A 13,187-nucleotide genomic window follows, 5' to 3' on the forward strand; every position below is an offset into this window, starting at 1 on the left:
CATGTAGTACCCAGGTTTTAGTCTGGGTCTGTTTTTGAACCTTCTTCCGTCGCGCATTCTCCTTCAATAAAACTTGCTCAAATGCGCTTGAGAATCTCTATTATACTACTGTCATGAGTATAACCCGTCGCGTTACTTTTAGACTTTATCCTAGCAAGACTCAAAACGAGAGGCTTCATAACTGGCGTAAATTACACAAGTTGCTTTATAACGCTTGTGTTAGCCAGAGAAGCACTGATTACAAGCAGTTTGGGAAATCGATAAACTATTTCGACCAGCAAAACTGTTTGCCTGAGTTTAAAGAGTGTTGGATAGAGTTCAAAGAGCTTGGTAGCCATGCACTACAAGCGACGGTTAAACGTGTGGATTTTGCCTTTCAACGTTTCTTTAAGCTCAAGTTAGGCTATCCCAAGTTCAAATCTGCCAGACGATATAAAGGATGGACTTACCCTTGTAAAGCGGGGTGGAAAGCTTGTACAGAAGGCAAAAATGGTTATCTGAAGTTAACCAACCTGGGCAATATCCAGATGAGAGGTCAAGCGCGGGATTGGGGAACGCCTAAGACTTGTACTATTTTGTTTAAACAGGGTAAGTGGTATGCATCGATTACGGTTGACTGCGTACTAACTAGAACTCAGGCGGACACGGGGGCGGTAGGATTAGACTTTGGGACTCACCATGCAGTAGCATTTAGCGACGGTACGATTATTGATAACCCAAGGTTTATCAAACAATCCCAAGACAAAGTTAATCAACTAGCTAAGAAGAGTAGAAGAAAACGCGCACCCAATTATAAAAAAAGAATTCGTCCCTCTTGTCGTTGGGAAAAAGCCAACCAAGCCGTGTCTAGAATACAGTTGAAAGTAGCCAGACAAAGACAAGACTGGCAACATAAAGTAGCTTCAGACATAGTAAGCGGTAATAGCTTCGTCGCTACTGAGCAATTAAACCTTAAAAACCTAACCAAAAAAGCAAAAAAAGGTAGTAAACGAAAGAGGCAAAAAACAGGTCTTAATCGCAACCTTTTAGACGTCGGTATAGGCAATCTAAAAAGTCTAATTAAGTACAAAGTAAATGAGGTAGGAGGTATCTATATCGAGATACCTACTCGCAAAGTTGCTCCATCTCAAACTTGCCCAGGCTGTGGATCTCGACGCAAAAAAGATTTGAGCGAAAGGATTCATACCTGCGATTGCGGGATAAAATCTCTCGATCGAGATGTAGCAGCAGCACAAGTTATGCTTAATTACGCAAGGGGTAAGGAACTTACCTCTTCAGATGTGGAGTCGCCAAGCTCTATCTTATGCGGAAGTATGAGACAACTTGGGGCGAAGAAGCGTCAGAAACTTGTTCCAAATCTTTGATTTGGGATGAGTAGTTCATTTTAATAACAAAAAGAATAGGCGTTGGTAAATGCGTAATCTTTTGCTTTTCTGCCTATGAATAACAGTTATTAGAAAGCTAAGAGCTAATAGCTACGAACAGTAACATTTTGAGCAAGGAAGCCCGCGTCGCCGAAGGGCGCAAGGGCAAGTCTTGCTGTTGTAAGTCATTACTTAAATCAGCAACGCCAAATAATATGAGTTTAGCCGTAGAATATAGACCAATTCGTTTCGATCAAATTGTGGGACAGTCAGTGGCAGTAAATATTGCTGTTGCCAGTCTCAATCAACCACAGATTCACACTACTTATATCTTGGTTGGTTCATCTGGTTCTGGTAAAACCACTTTAGCTAGAATTATTGCCAGAGCTATAAACTGCAAACAGCGAGATGGTTTTGAACCATGTAATCAATGTGATTCCTGTCAAGCTCACCTACGAAACCAACATTTAGATATCAATGAGATTGATGGTGCTGACCGTAACGGTGTTGATGATGTCAGAGAGATTATTGAACAGTGCAAACTTAATACTGTTGTCTCTAAATACAGAGTTTATATTATTGATGAGGCACATCAAATGAGTAAGCCTGCACAAAATGCCTTACTCAAGATCCTTGAAGAACCACCACGCAATACTATCTTCTTGTTGTGTACGACTGAAGAAGACAAGCTTTTGGAGACTATTAGATCTAGAGCTAGAATCTTGAGATTTAATACTGTCAACCGAGATTTAGTTATAGGTTATCTAAATAGTGTTGCCTATAACGAAAAGATCCCATTAACTGAGGAAGAGGCAAACAGAATCTATGACTACAACAAAGGTTCAATTAGACAATGTTTGCAGACTTTAGGAACAATTTCCCCCCAAGTAACCGTAGCAGATCTCTGTCCCCAAATTAGTCTACATGAGATTCAAAATCTATTCCTGGCTTTGGAGATGAGGGATTATTTAGCTATCAATAGCATTGTTCAGAGGGTAATAGACCAAGGCTTTTATCCCAAACAATTGTTAATTAGCTTGGTGGATACAGCCATTAATATGATGACTATGCCCGATATCAAACCTGAGTTTATCTTTAATCTCAATCGGGTCTTAGAAGTAATTCTACCAGACGTCAATCGTTTAGGGACGAGTTCTAATGCAGTTACTAACTGTCGCTTGGCTTTATACGAAGCAGTTACAGTTTGGCAATCAAATAAAGAGAACACAGCAGAAAATCCAATAAGAGACGAGTTAATCCATAATCATCATCAAGCTACGAATACTCCTCTCCAGACTGATTTTCGACAAGTACCAACACCTCAACCCCAAATTCACTCCCAGGTTCAATTGCCTACACCAGTATCTCAACCAGTTCATCAACCCCTTGCCTTTCAGACTAGCCATCGAATCAGTCAGATTGCCCAAGGAGCGTGTATCTGACTTGGATGACAACCAGCTAAAACCCATGCCAGTCTTAGATATTTATCTGGGACTGGCATTTTGTAATTAGATTTTTACCATGATTATTTTACTTACAGGGGACGACACAACCCTGATCGAACAGAAGATTCAATATATATTGAAGAAAAACAATTTAAAGAAGTACTCCAAAACCGATCAACTTAAAGAAGCTTATTTCAAGTGTTTAACCCAAAGTTTAATCGATTCTGTTACCGCTACGGTATTACAAGTATCACCAAAAGACTTGAAACTAAACACTTCCTCTATTGCCAAACTACAAAAGTCTCAAAACTTACTGTTTATTGTTTGTGAGAACTTTGATGGGCGAACTAAATTAGGACAGGCATTAAAACCCTACCTACTTTCCGAGTCTACTTTACCAAGCAACTGGAACAAGAGAGAAATTAAACAAGCAATTGACTACTATGCAAAACAATTTGGCTTAAATTTGAGTTATGAGGTTAAAGACTATCTTCTCTTAGCCCTCAACAATAACTTTCCTTTACTGCGTTCTGGTTTAGAAACTCTAGCCTTACTTTCTCTTTCCCCTTCTTTAGAATTAACTAAAGAAATAATTCCTTCCGTTCATGCTACTGCCATTGACCTTAAGGAGATGATTCTTAGGCGAAGACGGGAAGAGATTTCCACCTATGTAACCAAACTGAAAGCCGTCACCAACGAACAGATGATCTTAGCTAGCTTGAGTACGCAGTTTACTCTCCTGATGCAAACTGCTATTGGCAGTAGTCAAAATCTCAATGATTCGGATATTGCTAAATTAGCAGAGATTAAAAATCCCAAACGACTTTATTTTCTTCGTAAGGAAGTAGCCCAAATATCTGTCGAACAGTTAATTTGGCTCAATCAACAGATAAAAGACACCCAATTTCAGCTAAGGTATCATACCTGCGATCTTTCAGCTAGATTGATGTTGATGTGCTGTTGGTAGCCATTAACAAAATTTTGAGCGTAATTGGCAAATCTGGTATTTAGCAATAATTTCCCGATTTGCCCGAACACCAAATTTAGTTCGGATTGATTCCATATGGGTATTTAGGGTGGTTTTGGCTATATTTAGTTGTTTCATGATACTGACTAAAGATTCTCCCACTACATACAACTCAAATATTTCCAGCTCTTTAGGAGTAAGTTTGTCTAGTACCAAATCTAAATCGGCAAATAGTTTTACCAACGAGCCGAGCATAGTCATATAATTATCTAAAATGCCTTGAGAATAGTAACTTCCACCACTATCAATAGCAGTAATGGCAACTGTTAATTGTGATTCTAGTTGGGATTGAGCTACAACCCCCTGACAACCAATCGCCCAAAGCTGAGGAATAATTTCTGACGTTGGTTCTGAGGTAAAATAAATTACTTTAACTTGAGTCTTAAGTAACGATTCAATAAAATTTATCGTCTCTACAGTCGGTAGAAAATCACTGGTAACTGTAGCAATCTCAATATTATTTAAGAGTTCTGCCAAACTGTTTTTTTCTAAGTCTTTTAAAGTAATGTTTTGCAGTTGGTGGTTAGAAACAAAATTTTTGACTCCAATGACATAGAACAGGTTGTTGCTAAATAAGGCAATAGTTTTGGACATGGATTCTAACCAAGACAACTCACATCCACCATTTTATTCAGCTATTGCCAATTTGGTAAGTTTGGCAACTTAGGAAAAGCGTAATTATATTTTTGTTTAAAATATGCGTTTTTCACTCTTCAGTTCAATTCCCAATACTTGTATTATTGCCAGGGACTATGACCAACAAGAATTAAAGACTAAATACATTCCCAACTTAAAACGAGAGTTAGAACCAGGCTGGCTCAAACCCTACCTTTTTCATATTGACAGTATGCTTTATGGTCGATGGGAATACTGGATGAGGCTACAAATTGTACCTACTGAAAAATATCATCTCTTACAAGAACCAAATCCAGATAAACGGCTAGAAAATATTCAGAATCAGATTCTGCCCCAAGAGCCAATTCCTCAAATTACCTTTGGCGAAGGCTATGTTTCCAGCCACGATAAGGGGCGAAAAATGCTCGATATCTGTTTGGATAAAATGCTTACCCAGGGAGGCTATGTCAATATTATGACTAGAGTCGAATATTTACTAGACTGGCTGCTTTACGGCTTCGGTCATCCTCACCCCTGGTTTAGAAAACTTCCTCCCGAACCCCATAGCTGTCAAGGATGCAGCATGGTTCTTTATCAATTATTCGATCTTTTTCCCTTGCTATATCGACCAAAGGACTACTTTGGAGTATTAATCGCTGAATCCAAGGGGAAGGGTTCTCAAAAACATACTGGCTATTTCCCTACTCCTGGTTCTGTAGCTAATATGATGGGAAAAATGCTCTTTGGCGAGCAGCTAGATACTCGACTCCAAAGAGGTTGTGAGCCTGCCATCGGGACGGGAGTAATGACTCTAGAAGCCAGCAATCAAGTCTTAAGTATGGTAGGAGTAGACATCGACAAGTTAGTTTTAAAGGCTTGTCTGGTCAATTGGTATATGTACTGCCCGTGGTTTGCCGAACCCATATTTTATTTAGCCGAGCGCACGGATTTATTGTGGGGTAATGCCCTAGTTGCAAAAGAGCATCCTCAAGCCCCCCAATCGATTCACCAAAAGTATTGGCTAGAACAATATCAGGATATCTGTTCATTCGAGCTAAAAGAAAGAGATTGGCATACTGAAATACCAAAATTTGTCGATAGTCAACCTTCAAAAGTTGCAGCCCCAGAATTTTCTGCTCCCAAAGCAGACGAATCATCAAAAGGCTTCGGTCAAAATCCTAAGTTATCAAAATCTAAAAATTATCGAAGATCTAAGAGTAAGAAGAAATTTGATGACGGACTATTGGGGTAGTTTTTTGCATTTTCATACTTCTATAGTGGCATAAGTACATAATTGTATATTTGTGCCATTGTGAAATCGCATAATTATAGAAGGAACAGTTTGAACCAAGAGTGAAAATATATCACTACAAAATTGTATAATTATGTGATGACATAATTATGTATTTATATAAATGTACAATTGCATAATTATATATTGGCACTATTTTGTTCTCGCTTCGTAACCCAGTCCTCTAATAGGTCGTTGATGAGAACTTGTAGATCCTGCTTCTGTTCTTGGGTGGCAAGATGATAACGAGCTTTAGCTTTAGTTCCCCGATGGAGAAAAATAGTGGTAGTTTCATAGTTTGGATCGCTACGCAAGCTTTTCGGTCTACCTGGTCCCTTAGTTTCTTCTGAAACTTCGATTTCAACTGGTGAATGATTGATATCGGGGTTTCGATTTACAGTCAAAGTAGATTCTGTTGTCTCAACTTGAGGCAATCGCTTGCCATTCTTCCCAGCCTCGTCCTCATTTTTAAACTGAATGGATTTAGTTTCATCAGCGCGAGAAAGCGTTGCGGGGGACTCCCCCGTTGAGCTTATCGAGCAAGAAGTTTGACTAGATTCAATTTCAGTAAAATTAGAAGTAGGAGGTGATTCATCAATTTCCTCAAGAACTTTTTTTCGTTGACGACTAAGATCTGCCAAACTCAACTTATTTTTTGCCATCGTAAATTCTGTGCCTCCAATGCCTCCAATTATGTTTTTACAAATTAAATTAGTAGATCGCGAATGGTAAACGTTAATTTTCAGAAAGATTGGGTTCTTTCGTGCTGCGTTCATACCCGAAGGGTTGGGCGTAGTTATTGAACATAAATCTCCCTACCTAGATTTTGATAACATTCCCAAGCTACAGTTGAATAACTATCTTCATACTGATCGACAGTTACTCCAGCCAGAGGGGATTTTTCGATCGCCGTGTACTGGTAAATTGTTGAGACAAATACCGGGATCTCTTCTGCTTCTAAAAGTTCTCGGGCTTCTTGTTCTTTACTACTTGGTATTTTTTCGCTTCCTCCTGGTCTTTTTCTGGGTGGAGGCGTAATGGTTAATAGTGCTTTGTAATTAGTTCCGTACTCAACCAAAATATCCCTAGTTTTAAGTAACGCATCTAAGTCCAATACCCGTGGCGGGCTAGGCATAATTAAAAGATCGTACTCTTTGGCTACTGCTTTTATATCTTCTCTTTCTGGTCTGGCTTTAGTATCCGCTACGATATGTTTGGCTTTTCTAATGTGTTTTACCGATCCCTCAACATTGCAGACTTTAAAAGGCAAATTACCCCTGTCTGCCCATCGTAAAGCAGAGGCATTTTTATCAGCATCAATAAGCAGTGTATCTCCAAACTGTTGCATATAAGCTGCCAGGTGAATCGCAGTCGTGGTCTTACCTATGCCCCCTTTAAGCCCCAAAATACAAATATCCATTACTTGCTTATGATGTTTACACCGCCTAACATAACACCTGTAATTCTGAAATGGTAGAGTGATAAGCTTACAAAATTATAAAGTTTTACAATTTTGTATTTTTGTAATTGCAAAATAGATGGTTTAAGCGTTTGTATAGCAACAGAAAAATTTTGGTCGAATAACAAAAATTAATTAGACCAAAACTTGGTTAAATAATTATTAAAGCTGGTTTAGTAATTCCAATGATTGAGTGAGATAAATTGATTCTGGAGAGGGATTTGAGCAGCTTCTAAATTAGCGATCGCAAACACGATTATTTTAAAGCTCATCTTCTTTAAAGGATCGGCTTCTTGGTAAACCACACGGCGGCTTTTGAGTGGGAATATTCCTACTCAAAACGCGCCTTAAAAATACCAGGATGATTAGGATTGGCTTGATGAAGAGCTTTGAAATCTCGACAATTAAGAGTCAATACTATGCGATTTTTATCGATAGCATAGCTAAAAACCGTTGAATCTGGCTGGCTCATCAAACCAGCTTCGTTAACTGTAACTAGATCATGTCCTGCTTCTCGCAGCAATCTGACTAATACTTTGTCTTGGGAGTCCTCATCAATGAGTAATCTTAGGCTCAAGAATGACTCCTCTCTCTTCTAAATAACGGCGTTCTGCTTTTGCTTCTTGTTCGAGCAGTTCTCGATTAGTTTCACAGTAGATGATCGCTTCTTTTACTGCTGCTATTGGTAAATCTTTACTATCTGCTATCTCTTCTGGACTCATCTCATTAACAATCATATCCGACCATACAGTAAAAGCAGTCAGCTTTCTTCCCTTAAGATAAAGCTGTTTACGCCATGATGAGAGACGTGGTTCTAAGAACTGCCATTGGGTTTTTGAAGTATTAATAGTCATGTTTATGCTGTGTTTACGCGCTATTAAGTTTTTCGGCGATCGCTTGTCGAACAAATTCTTGCCAATTATCCTTGGCTTTCAACTCTTGCTTCATGGAAGCTGGCACTCTGATTTGCAATCTTTCTCTCAAGGGTTCATCTCGATCTGTTGTAAAACTATATTTTTTTAAGTCTGGATTTCCCCCTGGACGACCGCTAGATTTTGTTCCTGGCATAGTAAGTTTTTAATTGGTAAGCTTGGTAAGCACAGATTCATTATAGCAGGTAGCCATACAAATAAATTAAAATTAACAATTGATTTTTGCATGTATACTTGCTACAATAAATATAAAGGTGGTCTTGAGCCTGAGAAACTTTAACCACCTTTATATTGAAACCATTCACGCGAAAATTGAACATGATTGATTTATACATTAGTGTAGAGCAAGAAAAACGAAAAAAACAAGAACTTAAGGACGCGATGTTGAGCGAGAGGGGTAGCGATTGCGAAGCAAGTTGTTTAGACTTGGTGTCCTGCCCAATCGAAGCTTTCGAGGAAACCTCAAACATTTCAGAGGGGACGATAATCAAATCGAATTCGAGTACTGTAGACCCCCGTGCCATCTGTGATGACGAACTTAGTTTTGAAGATGAACGAGATAGATTAAAGTTGGAACGCGAGGTAGAAAGAGCATTTTATAGAGCAGGATGTGCTTTAAAAGAACTTCGAGATAGAAAACTTTATCGCTCTACTCACAAAACTTTTCAAGAATATTGCCAAGATAGATTTGGCTTTACTCGTCGTAGAAGTGATTATCTTATCAGTGCAGCAGAAGTTGTTGATAACTTGTCTGGCGAACCAGAAGCAAAACTAAAACGAGAACCATTGGTTCTCATTTTGCCTACCTCAGAAAGACAATGTAGACCTTTGACCAAGCTCGAACCAGCGCAGCAGAAGGAAATCTGGCATAAAGCAGTAGAAACGTCTAAGGGAAAAGTTCCATCGGGGAAAGTTATTTCGGCTCTTGTCGCCGAAATTGAGGGAAAGCCTATATCTGGTCACCGACCGCATATGCGGAGCGGTAAAGGACAAGCTGATTCTAGTAATAAAAATGAGAACTACAGGCAATTAAAAGAAGGAATCAATTATAAGCAAGGAATGGGTTGCGAATTTTACGTGCGAGTTAGCCAAGAGACTTGGGAGAAGTTGAATAAATATGCAGAGTATGTCGGTACGGCTACTTTAAATGGTGCGGTGGCAAGATTACTAAACGAAGTAAATAATGGTGTTATCTAAAATAAAGTATCAAAATTCGTTAACAGGGCAATATCGCATTATCGAAGAAGATGACTTCCAGCAGATGTATGGTTTAGCACGTGATGTAGATCGTCTTCGTGGTGGATTGAGAATGATTACAGTAGCCGTCCGCGCTGCTCAAAAACATCCCGACCGTGAAAATCTAGAAGTATTAGCCGAGGCGGTTGCCATGTTAGGAGAGTTGCCAGAACTCCCAATCAAAGATAGTTTTGAGCTTTTGATGCCTGAAAATACAGACTTCGATGACGATGATGATGTTATGCTCGATCCCAAGGAAATCCAGCCACCTTTCAGCAATAAAGCTCCTATTCTGGAGGATGAGTTAGATTGAGCGCAACAGATAAGACTCCAGAGAGTCTAGAAGAATTAGAGGCAAGTCTTCAAAGCCTTTCCCATGACATCCAGCCACTCTCGATTATTCAATCTTTCGCTAAAAATATTGGCAAAACTAAGGCACGGCAAAAGCTTTTTAATGCCAATGGTGCATTAGTCCGACCTCCTATAGAATATCAAGTGTTGCTAGACCAAGGGGCGATCGCTCTAGACGAAGACCCATTTATTTTATTGCAAGGAGATATTATCAGTTCTGATACTGCTTAACGGACATCTCACGGTTCTGAGCTTGGCTCAGAACCCGTGTCCTCCTTTATGGGAGAGCGCATCACAGGTGCGAAGTTTGCCATTGCTAGTTCTACCTGCGACCTCATACCCAATCGTCGTCGGTACGCTACTTTGCTACGATTACAGCCAATTACCGTTGATAATCCTTATGCCAAGCAACTTTTGGGAGAAATGCTTAAGTTTACTTCAACCCAAAGAATGTATCTTCCACCATTACCAGGAGATTCAGAAACTATTTTAGCAAATGCTATTCTTTTCGATGGATTAATTCAAATCAGACTGGAAGATTTGTTGATGTCCACACGCCATGCCAGCTTAAGTTTGGTAGGATGGCGTATTTTTGGCTCTATCGTGCGCACCATTATGGTTAGAGCGGGAGAAAGTGAAGTGAAAATGAGAACTAGTCTTCCAATAGAGTAATGAGTAGAGAATCGGAGTCCCGAACTTAACTGGCGCGATCGCATCAAGCGTTGGGGTAGCCTCTTGATACCTTCAAGTCGATTATTTATACAATTCTGCAACTGCATAAATATAAAGTTATATAAATATGTACTTACAAAAATCTAAAATTATTTTGACTCTGGAGGCATGGGTAATAGTTCTTCCGCTGCTGCCAGTCGAAGATTTAACTGTTCAGTAGTCCAATCTTGTCTTTCTCTAGCATTGAGCTTACTGAGATCGATATAGTTATCTTGTTGCTGCTCTTTAATTTTTGCCATTCTTTGAGCTAGTGCGGGGCGAATTTTCTCTTTCCAGATTACAGATTGAGCCTTTTGTTCTCGTTGAATATCTTCAAGCGGAACGCCAATGCGACCCATTAAAGGACGTCTGGTATCATTTTTGTCTCCATAACCAGGATTGGCAATAATAGCCTTACCCTGGGGAAATCGCTCGATCTGATCGACGCTAATGAGGGGGACTTGATGAATTTGTTTACTAGTAGAAGTAGAACCACCATTGTGTCCTGTAGAACGAGAGACAGAAGTAGTGACTACGGTTTTATTGCCAAACTTTTTACTGTATTCTTCAGCTGTACCTGGATCATTGGGGCCAAATAAAATATGGGTATAAAGACCAGAGACCAGAGCTTTACCTCGCTTATCTCCATAAAGTTCGTAAAATTGATTCAAGTTTTGTGCGCCAATAATTGGGATGCCACCGTTAGAGCGATATTCGTTGATAAATTCCGATAGCTTGGCAAAGACTCCTAAACTGGGAGCTTCATCGATACAATAACAAAAAGGATTTTTCCTTTTTTTACTTAGGTTCTCGACAATACTCAAGTGCATACACATGGTAATTAAAGGAGCAATCACGCTGCGTCTGCGGTCATCTAATTTCATCACCAACAACTGTTTGGGTTTGAGGTAAAGGGGAATAGTACTCTTACCGATCATGCATGGTAAAAGGTCGTTTTGAATAAAGCCAGAAAAAGTGATTTCAGCAGTAGTCTTGATACTGGCTGCCGTTTTTTCCGAGTCTTTAGAAGAGAGAAAATTAGAAATAGTTGCAGCAATCCAAGGATCGAGTTTTTGGTCGTCATTCCGTCTTACAGCCCAATCAAGACGCTTAACCAGGTTGGGTAGTTGAGTGATGGCATAAACCATCGATAAATCTGCATATTGACTGGATTTAGCCAGCTGCATCAAGCCTTTAGCCAGCATTCCTCCAGTTTGAAAAAAGAAGTCTTTTTTGCCATCCCCTGCTCCTTGAGAATCAATTAAAATCTTACCCAGCTCTCCTGCGGTAGTGGCATCGCGGGGGTCTTTCATAAAATCTAGAACATTAATGACACAGGTATAGTCGCTACCTAAGGTATTGGGGTCTTCATCTTCTTCTGTTCCCACACCACCAGGGGCAAAAACATCTACGGTATAGCCATAACGAGAAGCTAGAGCCATGTGCAGCTTCATCTGATCTCCCTTCTTGTCATAGAGCAAGACACTTATACCCTGAGCAAAAAGAGATTCTAAAATTCGATCAATGGTGGAAAAGGTTTTTCCCGAACCAGGCGCACCCAAAACTAATACTCCTCTACCGATATCGGGTATCCAGGTAGTAGGCATGGTGTTATGAAGCAACACCTGTAACCGAGATGCCCATTTAGACCCTAAAAACTTGTAGTGGTATTGAGGCGTACCACACCAAGCTGCACTGGGATTGCATTTACCACTTGCCGTATTTTTCATGTGTTTAAATGCCAGGTTAGTGGCGTGAAGTTTATCCCAACGGTTAGCCATGCGTGCAGAGGTCAATTGGGGCTGTTTGTTACCTAAAGATGCCCAAATCATTACTAGACCTAAAACTCCTGCCATAGCTGAAAGTTGAAACAATTCTGTCTCCCAAAGTTTTGGTTGAGATGTAGGACTGGCGACTACAGAGGCTTGAGTTTGAGTCTTAGCGATTGAGTTGAATTCAAAATAGTTAGTCATTGTTCTTAAGTCAAAGCTCTAGCGATCGCTCCAAATTGCCACTTAAAGGTAGGCATTACTCCAATTGAGAAAAGCATGGCTGTCGCCATTAGCATCAGAAAAACTTTGGAATCAATAATTCGGGACATAACAGGAAGGAAGACTATCTGTTTACCTTTCCAAATTAACGATTAAACAATGGGACTACCCTATGATGCGAACAATCTTAAGTCGTTCATTAGTCCCCTATTACTCTCAGTCAATTTGGCATAGTCCGAACTAAAGTACTAGCTTATTCAAATTAATAAAATTTTTTAAAACAAACTATGAACCGCAGATTTGATTTTTATAGTAGAGAACAAAGTAATGCTTTGCTCGCTCAATTAAAAGCTAGACGCAAACAAGATTTTGAGTATCTTGTGATTGAGGGGGAAGAACATTTAGAACGATGGGTAGCCGAGATCGAGCGCAATAGCAGTTTTATTGCTCTTGATACTGAAACCAAAGGACTCACTCCTGCTCCTGGTGTGGTGAAGACTTTACAATTGGCGTACAGTGAAGAACTGCCAGTACTGATTGTTTATTTAGACAAAATTGAGGACAAAAATAGCTTGAGGCGGTTACTTGGCAATTCAAAATTACTAAAAGTCGGACATCATCTTAAATTCGATATTCTGATGCTAGAAGCAGAAGGAATCAAAGTCCAACCACCTTATATGTGTACGATGCTAGGTATTGAGGTTTTAAAGGCAGGAGCAACCAGACAGGCGAGTTTACAGTTTACAGTTAAAGAGTTACTTAATA

17 protein-coding genes and 1 pseudogene are annotated in these 13,187 nt (G+C 39.7%); 9 read left to right on the forward strand and 9 right to left on the reverse strand.

From position 1 onward, the window contains the following. Window positions 1–113: 113 nt before the first annotated feature. From C7B62_RS08705 to C7B62_RS08715, 3 genes are all read left to right on the forward strand, one after another. On the forward strand, window positions 114–1,364 hold the full coding sequence (locus tag C7B62_RS08705) for an RNA-guided endonuclease TnpB family protein (RefSeq protein ID WP_106234842.1): 1,251 nt from the start codon (window positions 114–116) through the stop codon (window positions 1,362–1,364). A 128-nt stretch (window positions 1,365–1,492) separates the two neighbouring features. Further along, complete coding sequence (dnaX, locus tag C7B62_RS08710; protein WP_146132071.1) at window positions 1,493–2,806, forward strand: DNA polymerase III subunit gamma/tau; 1,314 nt, start codon at window positions 1,493–1,495, stop codon at window positions 2,804–2,806. 79 nt (window positions 2,807–2,885) lie between these two features. After that, window positions 2,886–3,776, forward strand: coding sequence for a hypothetical protein (locus tag C7B62_RS08715; protein WP_106234847.1), 891 nt, complete (start codon window positions 2,886–2,888; stop codon window positions 3,774–3,776). A gap of 3 nt (window positions 3,777–3,779) precedes the next feature. Here C7B62_RS08715 and C7B62_RS08720 read toward each other — a convergent pair whose 3' ends face one another. Next, a complete protein-coding gene (locus C7B62_RS08720; RefSeq protein WP_106234849.1) occupies window positions 3,780–4,430 on the reverse strand; it encodes a LuxR C-terminal-related transcriptional regulator in 651 nt (216 codons plus the stop codon). 103 nt (window positions 4,431–4,533) lie between these two features. Here C7B62_RS08720 and C7B62_RS08725 point away from each other — a divergent pair, with 103 nt between their 5' ends. Next, on the forward strand, window positions 4,534–5,703 hold the full coding sequence (locus C7B62_RS08725) for a hypothetical protein (RefSeq protein WP_106234852.1): 1,170 nt from the start codon (window positions 4,534–4,536) through the stop codon (window positions 5,701–5,703). A 179-nt stretch (window positions 5,704–5,882) separates the two neighbouring features. On the opposite strand, the gene C7B62_RS08730 is transcribed toward C7B62_RS08725, so the two are convergent. The 6 genes from C7B62_RS08730 to C7B62_RS08750 form a co-directional block, all read right to left on the reverse strand. Further along, on the reverse strand, window positions 5,883–6,404 hold the full coding sequence (locus tag C7B62_RS08730; protein ID WP_146132072.1) for a hypothetical protein: 522 nt from the start codon (window positions 6,402–6,404) through the stop codon (window positions 5,883–5,885). A gap of 134 nt (window positions 6,405–6,538) precedes the next feature. After that, window positions 6,539–7,162 (reverse strand): ParA family protein, encoded by a 624-nt coding sequence (locus C7B62_RS08735; protein WP_106234858.1) that lies wholly within the window; start codon window positions 7,160–7,162, stop codon window positions 6,539–6,541. Window positions 7,163–7,374: 212 nt separating this feature from the next. Beyond that, window positions 7,375–7,506, reverse strand: a complete 132-nt coding sequence (locus tag C7B62_RS26840) for a hypothetical protein (protein ID WP_255413993.1) — start codon at window positions 7,504–7,506, stop codon at window positions 7,375–7,377. Between the two features lie 26 nt (window positions 7,507–7,532). Next, entirely contained in the window at window positions 7,533–7,778 is a 246-nt protein-coding gene (locus C7B62_RS26490) for a DUF5615 family PIN-like protein (RefSeq protein ID WP_233219876.1), read from the reverse strand. Then, window positions 7,756–8,055: a hypothetical protein gene (locus C7B62_RS08745; RefSeq protein ID WP_106234860.1), complete on the reverse strand. Its 300-nt coding sequence runs from the start codon at window positions 8,053–8,055 to the stop codon at window positions 7,756–7,758. Before C7B62_RS08745 ends, C7B62_RS26490 begins: the two co-directional genes overlap by 23 nt. Before the next feature lie 13 nt (window positions 8,056–8,068). Further along, entirely contained in the window at window positions 8,069–8,269 is a 201-nt protein-coding gene (locus tag C7B62_RS08750) for a hypothetical protein (RefSeq protein ID WP_106234863.1), read from the reverse strand. A 182-nt stretch (window positions 8,270–8,451) separates the two neighbouring features. Between C7B62_RS08750 and C7B62_RS08755 the strand changes: the two genes are divergently transcribed. Genes C7B62_RS08755 through C7B62_RS26500 form a run of 4 tightly spaced genes read left to right on the forward strand, consistent with a single transcriptional unit; the run spans window position 8,452 to window position 10,392 of the window. Further along, window positions 8,452–9,330: a hypothetical protein gene (locus C7B62_RS08755; RefSeq protein WP_233219877.1), complete on the forward strand. Its 879-nt coding sequence runs from the start codon at window positions 8,452–8,454 to the stop codon at window positions 9,328–9,330. Then, complete coding sequence (locus C7B62_RS08760; protein ID WP_199194116.1) at window positions 9,317–9,682, forward strand: hypothetical protein; 366 nt, start codon at window positions 9,317–9,319, stop codon at window positions 9,680–9,682. Before C7B62_RS08755 ends, C7B62_RS08760 begins: the two co-directional genes overlap by 14 nt. After that, window positions 9,679–9,951 (forward strand): hypothetical protein, encoded by a 273-nt coding sequence (locus C7B62_RS26495; protein ID WP_233219878.1) that lies wholly within the window; start codon window positions 9,679–9,681, stop codon window positions 9,949–9,951. The genes C7B62_RS08760 and C7B62_RS26495 overlap by 4 nt, the downstream gene beginning before the upstream one ends. A gap of 48 nt (window positions 9,952–9,999) precedes the next feature. Beyond that, the gene (locus C7B62_RS26500) at window positions 10,000–10,392 is read left to right on the forward strand and encodes a hypothetical protein (RefSeq protein WP_233219879.1); all 393 of its coding nucleotides are present in this window, start codon (window positions 10,000–10,002) and stop codon (window positions 10,390–10,392) included. 149 nt (window positions 10,393–10,541) lie between these two features. Here C7B62_RS26500 and C7B62_RS08770 read toward each other — a convergent pair whose 3' ends face one another. Further along, the gene (locus C7B62_RS08770; RefSeq protein ID WP_106234866.1) at window positions 10,542–12,404 is read right to left on the reverse strand and encodes a type IV secretory system conjugative DNA transfer family protein; all 1,863 of its coding nucleotides are present in this window, start codon (window positions 12,402–12,404) and stop codon (window positions 10,542–10,544) included. A gap of 5 nt (window positions 12,405–12,409) precedes the next feature. Then, a complete protein-coding gene (locus tag C7B62_RS26845; RefSeq protein ID WP_255413994.1) occupies window positions 12,410–12,532 on the reverse strand; it encodes a hypothetical protein in 123 nt (40 codons plus the stop codon). 177 nt (window positions 12,533–12,709) lie between these two features. Between C7B62_RS26845 and C7B62_RS08775 the strand changes: the two are divergent. After that, window positions 12,710–13,187, forward strand: a pseudogene (locus C7B62_RS08775) (hypothetical protein); the annotation flags it as partial.

The organism is Pleurocapsa sp. CCALA 161 (genome assembly GCF_003003995.1).
Lineage (GTDB): Bacteria > Cyanobacteriota > Cyanobacteriia > Cyanobacteriales > Xenococcaceae > Waterburya.